This window comes from Pseudomonas sp. O230 (assembly GCF_045447035.1).
In the GTDB taxonomy this organism is placed as follows: domain Bacteria; phylum Pseudomonadota; class Gammaproteobacteria; order Pseudomonadales; family Pseudomonadaceae; genus Aquipseudomonas.
On sequence record NZ_JBJGXN010000009.1, the window covers coordinates 34,424 to 50,564 of the forward strand.

The following is a 16,141-nucleotide window of genomic DNA, read 5'->3' on the forward strand; positions in this document are numbered from 1 at the left end:
AACAAAACGGCCTTGAGTGGAAACAAATCATTAAAACAACTAAGAATTGAAACAATGTTCATATAAAACGGAGCACTTCTGTAAGAGTTTTCTACTAAACGACGTGATGAACGGCAGAAGTCTGAACACAGGCTTAATCGCCTGCATATAAACGATTCGCCCACTGGTTTTTCATGTTCCTTTCACAAAAACGCGCCTAACCTCATATATTTCCTGTAAGCCGCGGATCGGGTCCCAACCTGCCGGTCCAGGCAGGAAAAGTCAATGAAAGCGGAATGTCAGCATGATGAATTAACTCATTGATGCAGCTTTCATTTATTCGACTAAGCTGTCATTGGATCCAACGATTTTCGAGCGTTACATCACTGAGCCAACAGCCTTGAGGTGCCCATGAACCAGGCTTTTCTCCCCTTCTCCCGCCCCAGTATCGGCGATGAGGAAATTGCGGCCGTAGAGCAAGTTTTGCGCTCTGGCTGGATCACTACCGGGCCGAAAAACCAGCAACTCGAAGAACACTTCGCCAACTATGTTGGTTGCCGCCATGCCGTGGCACTGTCCTCCGCCACCGGTGCCATGCATGTCACGTTACTGGCGTTGGGTATTGGTCCCGGCGACGAAGTCATCACACCCTCCCAGACCTGGGTCTCCACCGCCAACATGATTTGCCTGCTGGGCGCAACGCCGGTGTTTGTCGACGTTGACCGCGATACGCTGATGAGCAGCGTCGAGCACATCGAAGCGGCCATCACCCCGCGCACCCGGGCGATCATTCCGGTGCACTACGCCGGCGCGGCGTTCGATCTCGACCCGCTCTACGCCTTGGCCGATAAACACGGTATCGCCGTTATTGAAGACGCGGCCCACGCGGCAGGAACCCGCTACAAAAACCGCCACGTCGGCGCTGAGGGCACGGCGATCTTCTCGTTCCACGCGATCAAGAACATGACCTGCGCCGAGGGCGCGATGTTCGTCACCGATGATGAAACACTGGCCAGTCGGGTGCGCATGCTCAAGTTTCACGGCCTCGGCGTCGATGCCTACGACCGCCTGACCCATGGCCGCAAACCCCAGGCCCAGGTGATCGAGCCGGGGTTCAAATACAACCTGGCCGACATCAATGCCGCCATCGCGCTGGTGCAATTGCAGCGTCTGGACGACATCAACGCCAAGCGTACTGAGCTGGCGAAGGCTTACCTGCAACGGCTGGAAGGCTCACCGGTGCAACCGCTGGCCATTGCGGCCTACCCGCATCAGCACGCCTGGCATCTGTTCATCCTGCGTATCGACGCCGAACGCTGTGGACTGGACCGTGAGGCGTTCATGAAGTCCTTGCAGGAACACAATATCGGCACCGGCATTCACTTCATCGCTACGCACCTGCACACCTACTACCGTCAGCGATTCCCCAACATCTACCTGCCCAACACCGAATGGAACTCGGCTCGCCTGTGTTCGATCCCGTTGTTCCCCGACATGACCTTCGACGACGTCGACCGAGTGGTCAGCGCCATTGAAAACACATTGGACAGACGCCTGTGAAACCTTATCCGATCCGTTGCGTGTCGATTGTCATCCCGGTCTACAACGAGCAGGACAGCCTGCCTGAATTGCTCAGGCGCACCGAAGCGGCGTGCCAGAAATTGCACCATGACTACGAAATCGTGTTGGTCGATGACGGCAGCCGCGACCACTCGGCGCAAATCCTGGAAGAGGCCGCCAGCCGCGATTGCAGTCCGGTGGTGGCAGTCATTCTCAACCGCAATTACGGCCAACACGCGGCAATCATGGCCGGTTTCGAGCAGTGCAAGGGCGATGTCGTCATCACCCTCGATGCCGATCTGCAAAACCCGCCCGAAGAAATTCCACGGTTGGTGGCTCAGGCCGAACTCGGCTATGACGTGGTCGCCACGGTCCGCAGCAATCGCCAGGACTCGGCCCTGCGCCGCTGGCCGTCGAAACTGATCAACCTCGCGGTGCAGCGTTCCACGGGCGTCGCCATGAGCGACTACGGCTGCATGCTCCGGGCGTACCGTCGGACCATTGTCGACGCCATGCTCGCCTGCCGCGAACGCAGTACGTTCATTCCGATCCTCGCCAACAGCTTCGCCCGACACACCACGGAAATCCTGGTGACTCACGCCGAGCGCGAATACGGCGAATCGAAGTACAGCCCCATGCGCCTGATCAATCTGATGTTCGACCTGATCACCTGCATGACCACCACTCCGCTACGGCTGCTGAGCATCGTCGGCTTCGCCATGGCCGGACTGGGTTTGGTATTCGCCACAGCGCTGATCGTGCTGCGGCTGGCTTTCGGTGCCAGTTGGGCGGGTGACGGCACGTTTGTGCTGTTCGCCGTGCTGTTCGTGTTCACCGGTGGCCAATTCATCGGCATGGGCCTGTTGGGCGAATACCTCGGGCGGATGTACAGCGACGTCCGCGCCCGTCCGCGGTTCTTCATCGAAAAAGTCCTGCGCAGCCAGCCGGCCACCCCGGCGCCCGTTGTCACCGTTGACGGTCTCACTTCCTCTTCTTCAGATCAGGTTCACTCATGAGCGCAAAAGCTGTTGTCTTCGCCTATCACGATATTGGCTGTGTCGGCATCGAAACCCTGCTCGCCAGCGGTTACGAGATTGCCGCCGTGTTCACCCATGCCGATGATCCGCAGGAAAACGCGTTCTACGGCTCGGTTGCGCAACTGTGCGCCCGCCACGGCATTGCCGTGCATGCGCCGGAAGACGTCAATCATCCGCTGTGGATTGAACGCATCAGCAAGCTCAACGCCGATTACCTGTTCTCGTTCTACTACCGCCACCTGCTCAGCGAACCGTTGTTGGCCACGGCCCGTAAAGGCGCGTTCAACCTGCACGGTTCGTTGCTGCCGCGTTATCGCGGGCGTGCGCCAGCCAACTGGGTGCTGGTCAACGGCGAAAGCGAAACCGGCGTGACCCTGCACCGCATGGTCAAACGAGCCGACGCCGGCGCCATCCTTGCTCAACAACGGGTGGCAATCGACCGCAGCGACACGGCGCTGAGCCTGCACGGCAAGTTGCGCGGGGCCGCCGCCGATCTGTTGCGCGACACGCTACCAGCCTTGCTTCAGGGCAAAGTCAGTGAAACCGCGCAGGACGAATCCCAGGCCACGGTATTCGGTCGTCGCACCCCCGCGGACGGAAAACTGGAATGGAAGCGCCCGGCCGAACACCTGTTCAATCTGGTGCGCGCCGTGACCCAGCCTTATCCGGGCGCGTTCTGCGCTGTGGGCGAGCACAAACTGATCGTCTGGAGCGCCGACGTCGTCAAGGGCAACGAAGGCCAGGCACCGGGCCGGGTCATCAGCGTTGACCCGTTGCGCATTGCCTGTGGCGAAGATTCGCTGGTGATCCGCGCCGGTCAACGCAACGACAACGGCTTGTACCTGAGTGGCCCGCAACTGGCCAGCGAGCTCGGTCTGGTCGACGGTTCCGTGCTGCGCGGTGCCGAATCCGGGCGCGCGCCACGGCGCACTCGGGTATTGATCCTCGGCGTCAACGGTTTCATCGGCAATCACTTGTCCGAGCGGTTGCTGCGCGATGACCGATACGAGGTCTATGGGCTCGACATTGGTTCGGACGCCATCGAACGTTTGCGCAGTCATGCGAATTTCCATTTCGTCGAAGGCGACATCAGCATTCACTCCGAGTGGATCGAGTACCACATCAAGAAGTGCGATGTGGTCCTGCCGTTGGTGGCGATTGCCACGCCGATCGAATACACGCGCAACCCGCTGCGCGTGTTCGAACTGGACTTTGAAGAAAACCTGAAACTGGTTCGCTACTGCGTCAAATACAACAAGCGCGTGATTTTCCCCTCGACCTCGGAAGTCTATGGCATGTGCCAGGACGCCAACTTCGACGAGGACACTTCCAACCTCGTGGTCGGGCCGATCAACAAGCAGCGCTGGATCTACTCGACCTCCAAGCAATTGCTCGACCGCGTGATCTGGGCCTACGGCCAGAAAGGCCTGAACTTCACCCTGTTCCGCCCCTTCAACTGGATGGGCCCGCGCCTCGACCGACTGGACTCGGCGCGCATCGGCAGCTCCCGGGCGATCACCCAGTTGATTTTGAACCTGGTGGAAGGCACACCGATCCGACTGTTTGATGGTGGTGAGCAAAAACGCTGCTTCACCGACATCGCCGACGGCGTCGAAGCGCTGGCGCGGATCATCGATAACGACAACGATGCCTGCAACGGCCAGATCATCAACATCGGCAACCCGGACAACGAAGCCAGCATCCGTCAGTTGGGCGAGGAACTGTTGCGCCAATTCGAAGCGCATCCGCTGCGCGACAACTTCCCACCGTTCGCCGGGTTCCGCGACGTCGAAAGCAAGGCGTTTTACGGCACCGGTTATCAAGACGTGTCCCACCGCAAACCGAGCATCGACAACGCCAAGCGTCTTTTGGACTGGGCGCCGACCGTGGAGATGAGCAAAACCATCGGCAACACCCTGGATTTCTTCTTGCGTGAAGCGATGCTCGAAATCGCGGACAAACACTGATGCAGGCAGGCCTTCGGATTGATGTTGATACCTACCGTGGCACGCGTGATGGAGTGCCACGGCTGCTGGAGATACTCGATGAAGCCCAGGTCAAAGCGACGTTTTTCTTCAGCGTCGGGCCGGACAACATGGGCCGTCATTTGTGGCGCCTGATTCGCCCGCAGTTCCTGTGGAAGATGCTGCGTTCCAACGCCGCCGGGCTGTACGGCTGGGACATCTTGCTGGCCGGCACCGCGTGGCCGGGCAAACCGATCGGCCGCGACCTCGGGCACTTGATGCGTCAGACCCTCGCCGCCGGGCATGAAGTCGGTCTGCATGCCTGGGATCACCACAGCTGGCAGGCCAATGCCGGGCACTGGAGCGACGCGCAGTTGATTGAGCAGATTCGCCAGGGCGTGGACACGCTCAGCGACATCCTCGGGCAAAAAGTCCAGTGCTCGGCCGCCGCCGGTTGGCGCGCCGACGCACGCGTGATCGAGGCCAAACAAGGCTTCGGTTTTCGCTACAACAGTGATTGTCGTGGCCACAGCCTGTTCCGCCCGACATTGGCCGGGGGCGGGCTGGGTACGCCGCAGATCCCGGTGGACCTGCCGACTTTCGACGAGGTGGTCGGCCCAAGCGTTTCGGTCAAAGACTTCAACGCGTTCATGCTTGAGCGGTTTGCCGCAGAAAAACTCAACGTCTATACGGTACATGCCGAAGTGGAAGGGATTCTGCTGGCCGACGCTTTCCGTCAATTGCTGGCCGATGCACGCGGGCGCGGGATCGCGTTTCAACCCTTGGGCGAATTGCTGCCGCTGGCACCGGAGGCCTTGCCGGCCGGTCGCGTGGTGCGCGGTACGTTCGCAGGTCGTGAAGGCTGGCTGGGAGTGCAAGGCATATGAGTCAACGCTGGGTATTACCGCTGTTGCTGGGCCTGTTTTTGCTGGGCTATCTGCTGCCGATGGGCACACACGGCCTGTGGATTCCCGACGAAACCCGTTACGCACAGATCAGCCAGGACATGCTCTTGAGCGGCAATTGGGTCTCGCCGCACTTCATGAGCCTGCGCTATTTTGAAAAACCGGTGGCCGGGTACTGGATGATCGCCCTCGGTCAGGCACTGTTTGGCGACAACCTGTTCGGTGTGCGGATTGCTTCGGCGCTCAGCACCGGGCTCAGTGTGATGCTGTGTTACTTGATCGCCCGCCGATTGTGGAACGAGCCGCGCAAAAGTTTTGCCTGCGCACTGTTGTACATGAGTTTCACCGTGGTTGCCGGCGCGGCCGGTTACGCCAACCTCGATCCGCAGTTCACTTTTTGGGTCAACCTGAGTCTGGTCGCCTTGTGGTTCGCGCTGGACAGTGCCACCCGCGCTCGGCGCCTGCTCGCTTGGGCAACCCTGGGCCTGGCCTGTGGCATGGGTTTTCTGACCAAGGGCTTTCTGGCCTGGCTGTTGCCGGTGCTGATCGCCCTGCCCTGGATGCTCTGGCAAAAACGCTGGCGTGAATTGTTGATCTATGGCCCGGTTGCGATTGTCGTGGCCGTCGTCGTGAGCCTGCCGTGGGCCTTGGCGATACACGCGCAGGAACCCGATTACTGGCGGTTCTTCTTCTGGCACGAGCACATCCGTCGGTTCGCCAGCGACGACGCTCAGCATGACGCGCCATGGTGGTTTTATCTGCCGTTGCTGGTGGCATTCAGTTTGCCGTGGATGGCGCTGTTGCCGTCGGCACTTCGTCAGGCGTGGCAAACCCGCAGGCAGGCAAACATTGCTTTTCTGCTGCTGTGGTTGCTGATGCCGCTGCTGTTTTTCAGCCTGAGCAACGGCAAGTTGCCCAGCTACATCCTGCCGTGCCTGCTGCCCCTGGCCTTGCTGCTGGGCCACACGCTGGCTGATCGCCTGCGCTTGGAGCAAGGCCGGGGGCTGGGTTTCAATGGCCTGCTCAATTTGATTCTGGGCATCACCGCCCTGCTCGCGCTGGTCTATCTGCAACTGAAAAAACCGCTCTACGACCATGAACTGCACAGCCTGGTGCTGGTATTCATCTGCTTGATCGGCTGGATCATGGCCAACTTGCTGCAAGCGTTTCGCCCCTTGCAATGCTGGGCGGCGCCGGCGTTTGGCAGTCTGCTGCTGATCGGGGTCTTGCCGGCCGCCATGCCCGAATCGGTGGTAGCGAACAAAATGCCCGACCAGTTTGTCCTTGAGCATGCTCGGGAACTCGGCGAGACCGGCGCGTTGTTGAGCAACGATCTGGGTGCCGCCTCGGCCCTGGCCTGGCGCCTGAAACGCGCGGACGTGGCGTTGTACAACACGATAGGCGAACTGAAATATGGCCTCGCTTATCCTGACGGCGCGTCGCAGCGCGTCGACCCTGATCGCGTTCAACAGTGGATGCACGACGCCCGTCAGCGTGGCTCGGTGGGCGTGCTGATGCGGGTCAAGGGTGAAGACGAGCTGCGTGAAATCGACCGCTTGCCCAAGGATGGCAAACGCTATGAGCAAGGCAACCTTGTGATTCTGATTTTCCCTCAGGGTGCGTCATGAGCCTGTTGCTGGTATTGGCGGCCTGCCTGCTGACCTGTCTGGGCCAGATCGCCCAGAAGTACGCCGTGGAGAGTTGGCGCGGCACGTCGTCGGGTTGGGGCAAAAAACTGCGCTCGCCATGGCTGTGGCTGGCCCTCGCCGCGTTGGGCGCGGGTTTGCTGGTGTGGCTGCTGGTGTTGCAGCGCCTGGAAGTCGGCGTCGCCTATCCGATGTTGAGCCTCAATTTCGTACTGATCACCCTGATCGCTCGCTTCGTCTTCCACGAATCCATCGACCGCCGCCACTGGTCAGGCGTGGCGCTGGTGATCGGTGGCGTGATTCTACTGGGGTTGAACACATGAACCTGCGCCGCGGCATCACCTTCGCGCTGGGCAGTGTGCTGCTCGCCAGTGCCGCGCAGTTGGGAATGCGCTGGAGCATGACGCGCCTGCCGCCACCGGAACACTTGCTGACCGCCAGTATCGACCCGACCGCCGTCGCGGTGGTGCTGGGCGCCATCCTCGCCTATGCCCTGTCGATGCTCAGTTGGCTCGTGGCCCTGCGCGATGTACCGCTGGGCCGGGCGTACTCGCTGCTGAGCATCAGCTACGCGCTGGTGTACCTGCTCGCCGCCGTCCTGCCGGTGTTCAACGAAGACTTCAGCCTTTCCAAAAGCCTCGGGGTGGCCCTGGTCATTCTGGGCGTTATCACCATCAACGCTCGTCCCGCCCACGCGCCCACACTCAGGAGTGACCTATGAAAATCAGTGTATTTGGTAGCGGTTACGTTGGCCTGGTGCAGGCCGCTGTCCTGGCTGAAGTCGGCCACGATGTGGTCTGCATGGACATCGACGAGAAGAAGGTCGAATTGCTGCAACAAGGCCACGTGAGCATTTTCGAGCCGGGGCTGGCCAGCCTGGTGCGCGAAAGCCTGGAGGCCAAGCGGTTGCAGTTCACCACCGATGAAAAACTCGCGGTGCAGCACGGTCAGGTGTTGTTCATTGCGGTAGGCACGCCGTCCCGGGACGATGGTTCGGCGGACTTGCGGTACGTGCTGTCGGTGGGCGAAGCGGTGGCCCGTCACCGCGAGCAGCCGGTGATTCTGGTGGAGAAATCCACGGTTCCCGTGGGCACCGGCGATACCTTGCGCGCCCACATCGACAAGTGCCTGGTCAAGGCCAGCCGATTGCTGCAGTTCGAGATCGTCTCCAACCCGGAATTCTTGAAAGAAGGTTCGGCCGTCGCCGATTGCCGGCGTCCGGACCGTATCGTCATCGGCTGCGAAAACGATGACGTGCGCGATGTCATGCGCGACCTCTACGCGCCGTTCAACCGTAACCATGACCGGATCATGTTCATGGACCTGCGCAGCGCCGAGCTGACCAAGTACGCCGCCAACTGCATGCTGGCGACCAAGATCAGTTTCATCAACCAGATCGCCGAACTGGCCGAACACCTGGGCGCCGACATCGAATCGGTACGCCTGGGCATCGGCGCCGATTCGCGCATCGGCTATCACTTCATTTACCCCGGCTGCGGTTATGGCGGCTCGTGTTTCCCCAAGGACATGCGCGCCCTGATCCACAGCGCCGAAGAGGCGCATTGCTCCAGCGATTTACTGCAAGCGGTGGAAGCCATCAACCAGCGGCAAAAACACAAGTTGTTCGAACGCATCAACGCGTTCTACAAGGGCGATTTGCGCGGCAAGACCTTCGCCGTGTGGGGCCTGGCGTTCAAACCGAACACCGATGACATGCGCGACGCCCCTAGCCGGGTTCTCCTTGAATCGCTGTGGGCCGCCGGCGCGAGCGTGCGGGCGTTCGACCCGGAAGCAATGCAGGAAACCCAGCAGTTGTACCCGGACGAAGCGAAATTGATGCTGATGGGCACCCCTGAATCGGTGTTGGCCGGCGCCGATGCTTTGATCATTTGCACCGAGTGGCAGCAGTTCAAGGCGCCGGATTTCAACCTGATTCAGCAACGGTTGAAGGCGCCGGTGATCTTCGATGGACGCAATCTGTACGACGCAGACCGGTTGGCGCGCAACGGGTTTATGTACTTTCCGATGGGCCGCGGTGAATCGCGCAAGTTGCCGATTCCGCATCAGCAATGGCCGGCGGCGTCGGTCGTCGCTTGATCACGCAGTCGCCCGGCATCCGCCGACAGTCCTGGGTGATTGGGCTGTTGGCGCTGGGGCTGTTCAGTGCCGGGGTTTACCAACAGGCCGCGATCGGCTTCGATTCGCGGTTCGTGCTGTTTGCGCAGGAGATGCTGCGGCACGGGCCGACGGTTTTCCCCACCACCTACGGCGAACCTTACGCCGACTATTCGGCGCTCTCGACCCTGTTCATCTGGCTGTTGTCACTGCCATTGGGGCAGGTCAACAGCTTAAGCGCCTGGCTTCCAAGCGCCATTGCCGGGGCGGTGATCGTCACGCTGATATATCGCTTGCTGGCGCCCTACTCCCCGCGATGGGCGCTGATCAGTATTGCCCTGATGCTGCTGACCAATACCTTCGTCACCGAAACCCGCGCCGTGTCCCAGGACTTGATGCTGGCGGCCGTGGCGTTTGCGGTGTTCTACCTGGGGTACGCCGCCGATCATTTTGCGGCGCCCCGCCGCTGGCCGCTGATCTTTGCCCTGTTGCTGCTGGGCTTCGGCGTTCGTGGGCCGATCGGCCTGGTCATTCCCACCGGCATGCTCTGCAGTTATTACCTGGTTGATCGCCAATGGTCGCGGCTGTTGGGTTTCGGATTGATGGCAGCGGTCCTGCTGGGGCTGTGCGTCGGTACTTTGTTATGGCTGGCCTCGATCATTGGCGGTCCCGTGTTCATGCAGGACGTGATACGCATGCAGTTCATGGGGCGCCTGGACGGCAGTGAAGGTGTCAGCGGCTCGCTGTATTACTTCACCAGTTCGCTGGGCAACTATGCGCTCGCCTATCCGCTGGCATTGTTGGTATTAGCCGCCGTCTGGCTGACAAACCCGCGCCAGGCCGGGCCGACGCTGCGCTTGTTGCAGTACTGTACGGCGGCCGGGTTGATCGTGATGGTTGGATTGTCCATTCCTCAGGCGAAAAAGGCCCGCTACCTCCTGCCGATGTTGCCCATGACGGCGATCATTGCCGCGTATCCGTTTCAAATGGCACAGGGCCGGGTATTGAGGGGGTTACGGGGCTTGATGCAAGTCATCTGGTTACTGATGCCGGGGCTGCTATTCGCAGGGTTGCTGGTGGCACAGCGGCGTTACCCCGACCTGTTGGTCAACCTGACGGCGGTCTTGATCTTGCTCGGAATACTGCAAGTGATCGGGCTGATGATGCTTTTCCGGTCGCGCTGGTACGCAGAGGCGCTGGCTGTTTGCGCAGTCCTGTCGCTGTGGTCGGTTTACATTGCGGTGTTTGAACCGGTCGAACGCCAGCTCTACGACACCCGGTCATTCAGCCATGCAATATGGGCCACGGTTCAAAAAGATAGGGCGCCGCTGGTGTTACACCGCATGGGTAAAGACGCGAAGGCGATCAAGTTCATGGTCAACATTGATCAGGACTTGCAGCCGGTGTTCACCGAGTCGATCCAGGAACTGGAAAACCTCAAAGAACCCGCGTGGTTGATGATGGATGAAAGTGACTACCGTGCCTTACAGGGCACACCTCTAGGGACCCTGCCGCCGGCCTTGAAAGGTCGCTTCGACAAAAACGATTTCGTCCTGCTGCACTTGCAACACCCCCTGTAACTGAAAGTTGCTGTCAGCCACTGTCGGGTATGCATCATCACCAGGGCTTGCGACTCAGGCCGTGGAACCCATTCGGCCATCGACGCGTTGGGGCTGTTGCTGAATCAACTGCACGTCAGTGCCGATCAGGTCGAGGACATTCAGGTGTCGCTGTGCGGGGTTTCTGCAGGACATGTCTGGTGCTCGGGACGTAAGCAGCCTCGCGGCGGCGCAGATGAGCTTGCCGACCGCCCTCGCTGCACGGTTGGTTCATGGGCATTGCCGGCTGGAGGCGTATGACGATGAGCAGCGGCGTGATCCACGGATTGCTCAGTGGATGTCGCGCATTCGTCTTGAAGTGGACCCACAACTGTCAGAGGATGGCGAGCCCGTGGTGAGCGTGCGGACGGTGGACGGTCGGCGGGCGAGTCTGTGCGTCGACCCGCCATTGGGTGCTCCGGGTAATCCGTTGAGTGACGAGGCGCTGGAGCAGAAGTTTTTCAGTCTGGCGGTGCGGGTGATGCCGAGGCGGCAGGCTGAAGAGCTGATCGAACAGTTGTGGCGGTTGGAACAGCTTGAATCGGTGGCTGCGCTGGATCGGTGGTTGTCTTGAGTTGTTCGCTATTCGTGACGGCCTCATCGCCGGCAAGCCGGTCTCCTGCAAGGTTCGCGTCGAGCCACGGTTATCTGACCGACAAAAATCCTGTAGGAGCCGGCTTGCCGGCGATTGACCGCGCAGCGGTCACCACAATCGATATCTGAATAAGGACATTTGCCCCACCGTGGCCACTTACTCGCTTGTTGTCCGCCGGTTGATGATCGTGTCACTGACCATCGTCGTCAGCCGCGCCATCACCAGCCCGTTGCTCACGTTGTTCCTGAGCAACAAACTGGGCCTCAACCAACAGGACGTTGGCTTGCTGCTGGGCATCGCGGTGTTCATCGCCACCCTGCTTGCGCTCTACGGCGGCTACATCATCGACCGCCTCGAAAAGCGCCGGCTGCTGATCCTCTCCATGCTCTCCAGCGCCATCGGCTTCGTGTTGCTGACCTTCGCCGAAAACCTCTACCTGACCACCCTGACCCTGGTGATCACCGAAACCGCTTCGGCGCTGTTCCTGATCGGCTCGAAGGCAATCCTCAGCGAAAACCTGCCCATGGGTCAGCGCGCCAAGGCCTTTTCCCTGCGCTACACCCTGACCAACATCGGTTACGCCACGGGGCCGATGCTCGGCGTGGTGATCGCGGGTGTCTATCCGATTGCACCGTTCCTGATTGCCGGTGGCATTGCATTTTTCAGCATCTTCCTGATGAGCGGGATCCCGAAGGATTCGAGCCAGACACCGGCGATCGGCCAGCCGCAAAGTTTTCTGAAAACCCTGGTCACGCTGAAAAACGACCGCACGCTGATCATGTTCACCTGCGGCTGCCTGCTCAGCACCGTGGTTCACGGGCGTTTCACCCTGTAGCTGTCGCAATACCTGCTGGTGACCCACGATTCCAAACGCGCTCTGGAATCCATGGCCGCCCTGCTCGCCTGCAACGCCATCAGCGTGATCCTGCTGCAATACCGGATCGGCCGTTTCCTCAAGCGTGAACAACTGCGCTACTGGATCGCCGGTGGTACCAGCCTGTTCATCGTCGGCCTGATCGGCTTCAGCCTGGCGGATAGCCTGGTGTCGTGGTGCATCGCCATGTTCATCTTCACCCTCGGCGAAATGATCATTTACCCCGCTGAATTCCTGTTCGTCGACACCCTGGCCCCGGAAGAACTACGCGGCAGTTACTACGGCGCACAAAACCTGGCGGCCCTCGGCGGGGCCCTGAGCCCGGTGATTTGCGGCTTCCTGCTGATACACACCCCGGCGCCGACAATGTTTTACGCCCTGAGCGCGTTGACCGCCATGGGCGGCTTGCTGTGTTTCATGAGTGGTCGGCGGGTGGCGTTACAGCAAAATTAATGCACTGAAACTGCATTAATATGAATTTGTCTCTGCCTGGAATGAGCGGCACACTGTGCCTCGTTCCTCCCCCAATAGTTGGAACGACTTCAAGGGCTTTCTGGGTATCCCAGCTAAGCCTTTTTTTTACCTCGTTTTTTGCATCGGACCGTTCATCTTATGTTCGCTCGCTGGTTACCCGTTGCCATCAACACTCGACCGTCTGAATGGAGCCGCGCCGCCATCGGCATGGCCCTCGGTACGCTGTTCAGCGTCTGGCTTTGCTCACAGGTGTTCGGCATCGAAGTGGCGCAGCACCTGATCGGTCCTTTGGGCGCCTCGGCGGTGCTGTTGTTCGCGGTGTCCTCCGGGGCGCTGGCGCAACCCTGGTCGATTCTCGGCGGCTACCTGAGCGCGGGGGTGATCGCGTTGCTGGCCGCTCACGTGCTCGGGCGAACCCTTGGCAGCGCTTGCCTCGCCGCAGGCATGGCGCTGATGCTGATGTGCTGGCTGCGTTGCCTGCACCCGCCGGCCGGTGCATTGGCCCTGACGCTGGTGCTGGCCGATCCGGCGACCATCGCGCTGGACTGGAAAGCCCTCGGCCCGGTCATGCTCGGCGCCTCGACGATGTTGTTCAGCGCCCTCGTGTACAACAACCTGACGCGCATCCGTTACCCCAGGCGCGCCAGCGAGCCAGTGGCGGTGGTGCCGGCCGATCATCCGCCCATCGACAGCCAGGCGATCACTGCCCAGGACCTGAAACGGGCGCTGGCGGACATGGAAGCGTTCTTTGACGTCACGCCAGAGGACCTTGAACAGCTGATTCAGGCCAGTGAGTTGCATGCTAAACGCCGCAGTATTGGTGAAGTGCTGAGCCGTAGAACCTGACTCAACAGAACCCTGTGGGAGCGGGCTTGCTCGCGAAGATGGTGTGTCAGCCAACATCAAAGTTGATTGACACACCGTCTTCGCGAGCAAGCCCGCTCCCACTTTGGGCATGAGTTATGGTCATTACAAAAATGCAATTAGCACCTGCACATATCCCGGTTGTACATCATAAATTTGCACTGTTACGATCCTGCATCGCTCGCGCGCGAGCTTCTCTATAAAGAACAATAAAAGCAGGGAGTTAGTGATGACTGCTCAGGTTTCTTCTCCGCGGACTTCGTCCATGGATGCCACGCCAAACGACGTACTGGCCGAGGTCCGCAACCACATCGGTCACCTGACCCTCAACCGCCCCGCCGGCCTCAACGCCATTACCCTCGACATGGTGCGCAATCTGCAGCGTCAGCTCGACGCCTGGGCGCAGGATTCGACTGTTCACGCGGTGGTCTTGCGCGGTGCTGGCGAGAAAGCCTTCTGTGCCGGCGGTGACATTCGCTCGCTGTACGACAGCTTCAAAAACGGCGACACGTTGCACGAAAATTTCTTCGTCGAGGAATATGCCCTCGACCTCGCGATTCACCATTACTGCAAACCGGTTCTTGCCCTGATGGACGGCTTTGTCCTGGGCGGCGGCATGGGGCTGGTGCAAGGCGCCGATTTACGCGTGGTTACCGAGAAAAGCCGTCTGGCGATGCCGGAAGTCGCCATCGGTTACTTCCCGGACGTCGGCGGTAGCTACTTCCTGCCGCGCATTCCCGGTGAACTGGGGATCTACCTGGGCGTCAGCGGCGTGCAGATCCGTGCGGCGGATGCACTCTATTGCGGCCTGGCCAACTGGTACCTGGAAAGTCACAAGCTGAGCGCGCTGGACGAGCGCCTCGATCAGCTCGAATGGCACGACACGCCGCTCAAGGACCTGCAAGGCCTGCTGGCCCAACTCGCTGTGCAGCAACTGCCCGATGCGCCATTGAAAGCACTGCGCCCGGCCATCGATCACTTCTTCGCCCTGCCCGACGTGCCGAGTATTGTTGAGCAACTGCGCGAGGTCACGGTTGCCGACAGCCATGAATGGGCGACCACCACCGCCGACCTGCTGCAAAGCCGTTCACCGCTGGCCATGGGTGTGACTCTGGAAATGTTGCGGCGCGGTCGGCATCTGAGCCTGGAACACTGCTTTGCCCTTGAGCTGCACCTCGACCGTCAGTGGTTCGAGCGCGGCGACCTGATCGAAGGCGTGCGCGCCCTGCTGATCGACAAAGACAAGACCCCGCGCTGGAACCCGCCGACCTTGCAGGCGCTGGACGCCGGGCACGTCGCGAGCTTTTTCACAGGGTTTGACCGGAGCGGGAGCTGAGCCATGCACGATATCGAATTGAGCGAAGAGCAAGTCATGATCCGCGACATGGCCCGGGACTTTGCCCGCGGCGAAATCGCGCCCCACGCGCAAGCCTGGGAAAAGGCCGGCTGGATCGATGACGGCCTGGTGGCGAAGATGGGCGAACTGGGGCTGTTGGGCATGGTGGTGCCCGAGGAATGGGGCGGCACGTATGTCGATTACGTCGCCTACGCCTTGGCGGTTGAGGAAATTTCCGCCGGTGATGGCGCCACGGGCGCACTGATGAGCATCCACAATTCCGTGGGGTGCGGTCCGGTGATGAACTACGGCACCGACGAACAGAAACAGACCTGGTTGCCGGATCTGGCCAGCGGCAAGGCCATTGGCTGCTTCTGCCTGACCGAGCCGCAAGCTGGTTCCGAGGCGCACAACCTGCGCACCCGCGCCGAACTGCGCGACGGCCAGTGGGTCATCAACGGCGCCAAGCAATTCGTCAGCAACGGCAAACGGGCGAAACTGGCGATCGTGTTTGCCGTAACCGACCCTGATCTGGGCAAGCGTGGGATCTCGGCGTTTCTGGTGCCGACCGACACCGCCGGTTTCATCGTTGATCGCACCGAACACAAGATGGGCATTCGCGCCTCCGATACCTGCGCGGTGACGTTGAGCAACTGCACCATTCCTGAAGCCAATCTGTTGGGTGAACGCGGAAAAGGCCTGGCCATCGCCCTCTCGAACCTCGAAGGCGGCCGCATCGGCATCGCCGCCCAGGCGCTGGGCATTGCTCGTGCGGCGTTCGAAGCGGCGCTGGCCTATTCCCGTGATCGCGTGCAATTCGACAAGCCGATCATCGAGCACCAGAGCATCGCGAATATGCTGGCCGACATGCACACCCGCCTCAATGCGGCCCGGTTGCTGATCCTGCACGCTGCACGGCTGCGCAGTGCCGGCAAGCCGTGTCTGTCGGAGGCTTCGCAGGCCAAGCTGTTTGCTTCGGAAATGGCCGAGAAGGTCTGCTCGTCAGCGATGCAGATCCATGGCGGTTACGGGTATCTGGAGGATTACCCGGTGGAGCGTTACTACCGGGATGCGCGGATCACGCAGATTTATGAAGGGTCGAGCGAGATACAGCGGATGGTGATTGCCCGCGAACTGAAAAACTACCTGGTGTGACCTTTAAAAGCATCGCGGGCAAGCCCGCTCCTACAGGGT

At 60.5% G+C, this 16,141-nt stretch carries 11 protein-coding genes and 3 pseudogenes; all 14 read left to right on the forward strand.

Going from position 1 to position 16,141, the window contains the following annotated elements; all coding sequences use genetic code 11:
• The first annotated feature begins 390 nt into the window (after positions 1 to 390).
• The 14 genes and pseudogenes from arnB (at position 391) to ACI77H_RS20100 (ending at position 16,102) form a co-directional block, all read left to right on the forward strand.
• On the forward strand, positions 391 to 1,539 hold the full coding sequence (gene arnB, locus ACI77H_RS20035) for a UDP-4-amino-4-deoxy-L-arabinose aminotransferase (RefSeq protein WP_407013454.1): 1,149 nt from the start codon (positions 391 to 393) through the stop codon (positions 1,537 to 1,539).
• Positions 1,536 to 2,555: an undecaprenyl-phosphate 4-deoxy-4-formamido-L-arabinose transferase gene (gene arnC, locus ACI77H_RS20040; RefSeq protein WP_407013455.1), complete on the forward strand. Its 1,020-nt coding sequence runs from the start codon at positions 1,536 to 1,538 to the stop codon at positions 2,553 to 2,555. The genes arnB and arnC overlap by 4 nt, the downstream gene beginning before the upstream one ends.
• On the forward strand, positions 2,552 to 4,543 hold the full coding sequence (gene arnA, locus ACI77H_RS20045) for a bifunctional UDP-4-amino-4-deoxy-L-arabinose formyltransferase/UDP-glucuronic acid oxidase ArnA (protein ID WP_407013456.1): 1,992 nt from the start codon (positions 2,552 to 2,554) through the stop codon (positions 4,541 to 4,543). The genes arnC and arnA overlap by 4 nt, the downstream gene beginning before the upstream one ends.
• Positions 4,540 to 5,427, forward strand: coding sequence for a 4-deoxy-4-formamido-L-arabinose-phosphoundecaprenol deformylase (gene arnD / locus ACI77H_RS20050; protein WP_407013722.1), 888 nt, complete (start codon positions 4,540 to 4,542; stop codon positions 5,425 to 5,427). Before arnA ends, arnD begins: the two co-directional genes overlap by 4 nt.
• Positions 5,424 to 7,073, forward strand: coding sequence for a lipid IV(A) 4-amino-4-deoxy-L-arabinosyltransferase (gene arnT / locus ACI77H_RS20055; protein ID WP_407013457.1), 1,650 nt, complete (start codon positions 5,424 to 5,426; stop codon positions 7,071 to 7,073). The genes arnD and arnT overlap by 4 nt, the downstream gene beginning before the upstream one ends.
• Positions 7,070 to 7,414 (forward strand): 4-amino-4-deoxy-L-arabinose-phosphoundecaprenol flippase subunit ArnE, encoded by a 345-nt coding sequence (gene arnE, locus ACI77H_RS20060; RefSeq protein ID WP_407013458.1) that lies wholly within the window; start codon positions 7,070 to 7,072, stop codon positions 7,412 to 7,414. Before arnT ends, arnE begins: the two co-directional genes overlap by 4 nt.
• Positions 7,411 to 7,812 (forward strand): 4-amino-4-deoxy-L-arabinose-phosphoundecaprenol flippase subunit ArnF, encoded by a 402-nt coding sequence (arnF, locus tag ACI77H_RS20065; protein WP_407013459.1) that lies wholly within the window; start codon positions 7,411 to 7,413, stop codon positions 7,810 to 7,812. The genes arnE and arnF overlap by 4 nt, the downstream gene beginning before the upstream one ends.
• Positions 7,809 to 9,199, forward strand: a pseudogene (locus tag ACI77H_RS20070) (UDP-glucose dehydrogenase family protein); the annotation flags it as partial. The gene arnF and the pseudogene ACI77H_RS20070, both read left to right, overlap by 4 nt.
• Complete coding sequence (locus tag ACI77H_RS20075; RefSeq protein WP_407013723.1) at positions 9,185 to 10,786, forward strand: ArnT family glycosyltransferase; 1,602 nt, start codon at positions 9,185 to 9,187, stop codon at positions 10,784 to 10,786. The pseudogene ACI77H_RS20070 and the gene ACI77H_RS20075, both read left to right, overlap by 15 nt.
• A 54-nt stretch (positions 10,787 to 10,840) precedes the next feature.
• A pseudogene (locus ACI77H_RS20080) lies at positions 10,841 to 11,378 on the forward strand (MmgE/PrpD family protein); the annotation flags it as partial.
• Positions 11,379 to 11,547: 169 nt separating this feature from the next.
• Positions 11,548 to 12,726: pseudogene (locus ACI77H_RS20085) on the forward strand (MFS transporter).
• A 159-nt stretch (positions 12,727 to 12,885) separates the two neighbouring features.
• Entirely contained in the window at positions 12,886 to 13,593 is a 708-nt protein-coding gene (locus tag ACI77H_RS20090) for an HPP family protein (RefSeq protein WP_407013460.1), read from the forward strand.
• Between the two features lie 247 nt (positions 13,594 to 13,840).
• A complete protein-coding gene (locus tag ACI77H_RS20095; protein ID WP_407013461.1) occupies positions 13,841 to 14,947 on the forward strand; it encodes an enoyl-CoA hydratase/isomerase family protein in 1,107 nt (368 codons plus the stop codon).
• 3 nt (positions 14,948 to 14,950) lie between these two features.
• On the forward strand, positions 14,951 to 16,102 hold the full coding sequence (locus ACI77H_RS20100; RefSeq protein ID WP_407013462.1) for an acyl-CoA dehydrogenase family protein: 1,152 nt from the start codon (positions 14,951 to 14,953) through the stop codon (positions 16,100 to 16,102).
• Positions 16,103 to 16,141: the final 39 nt, after the last annotated feature.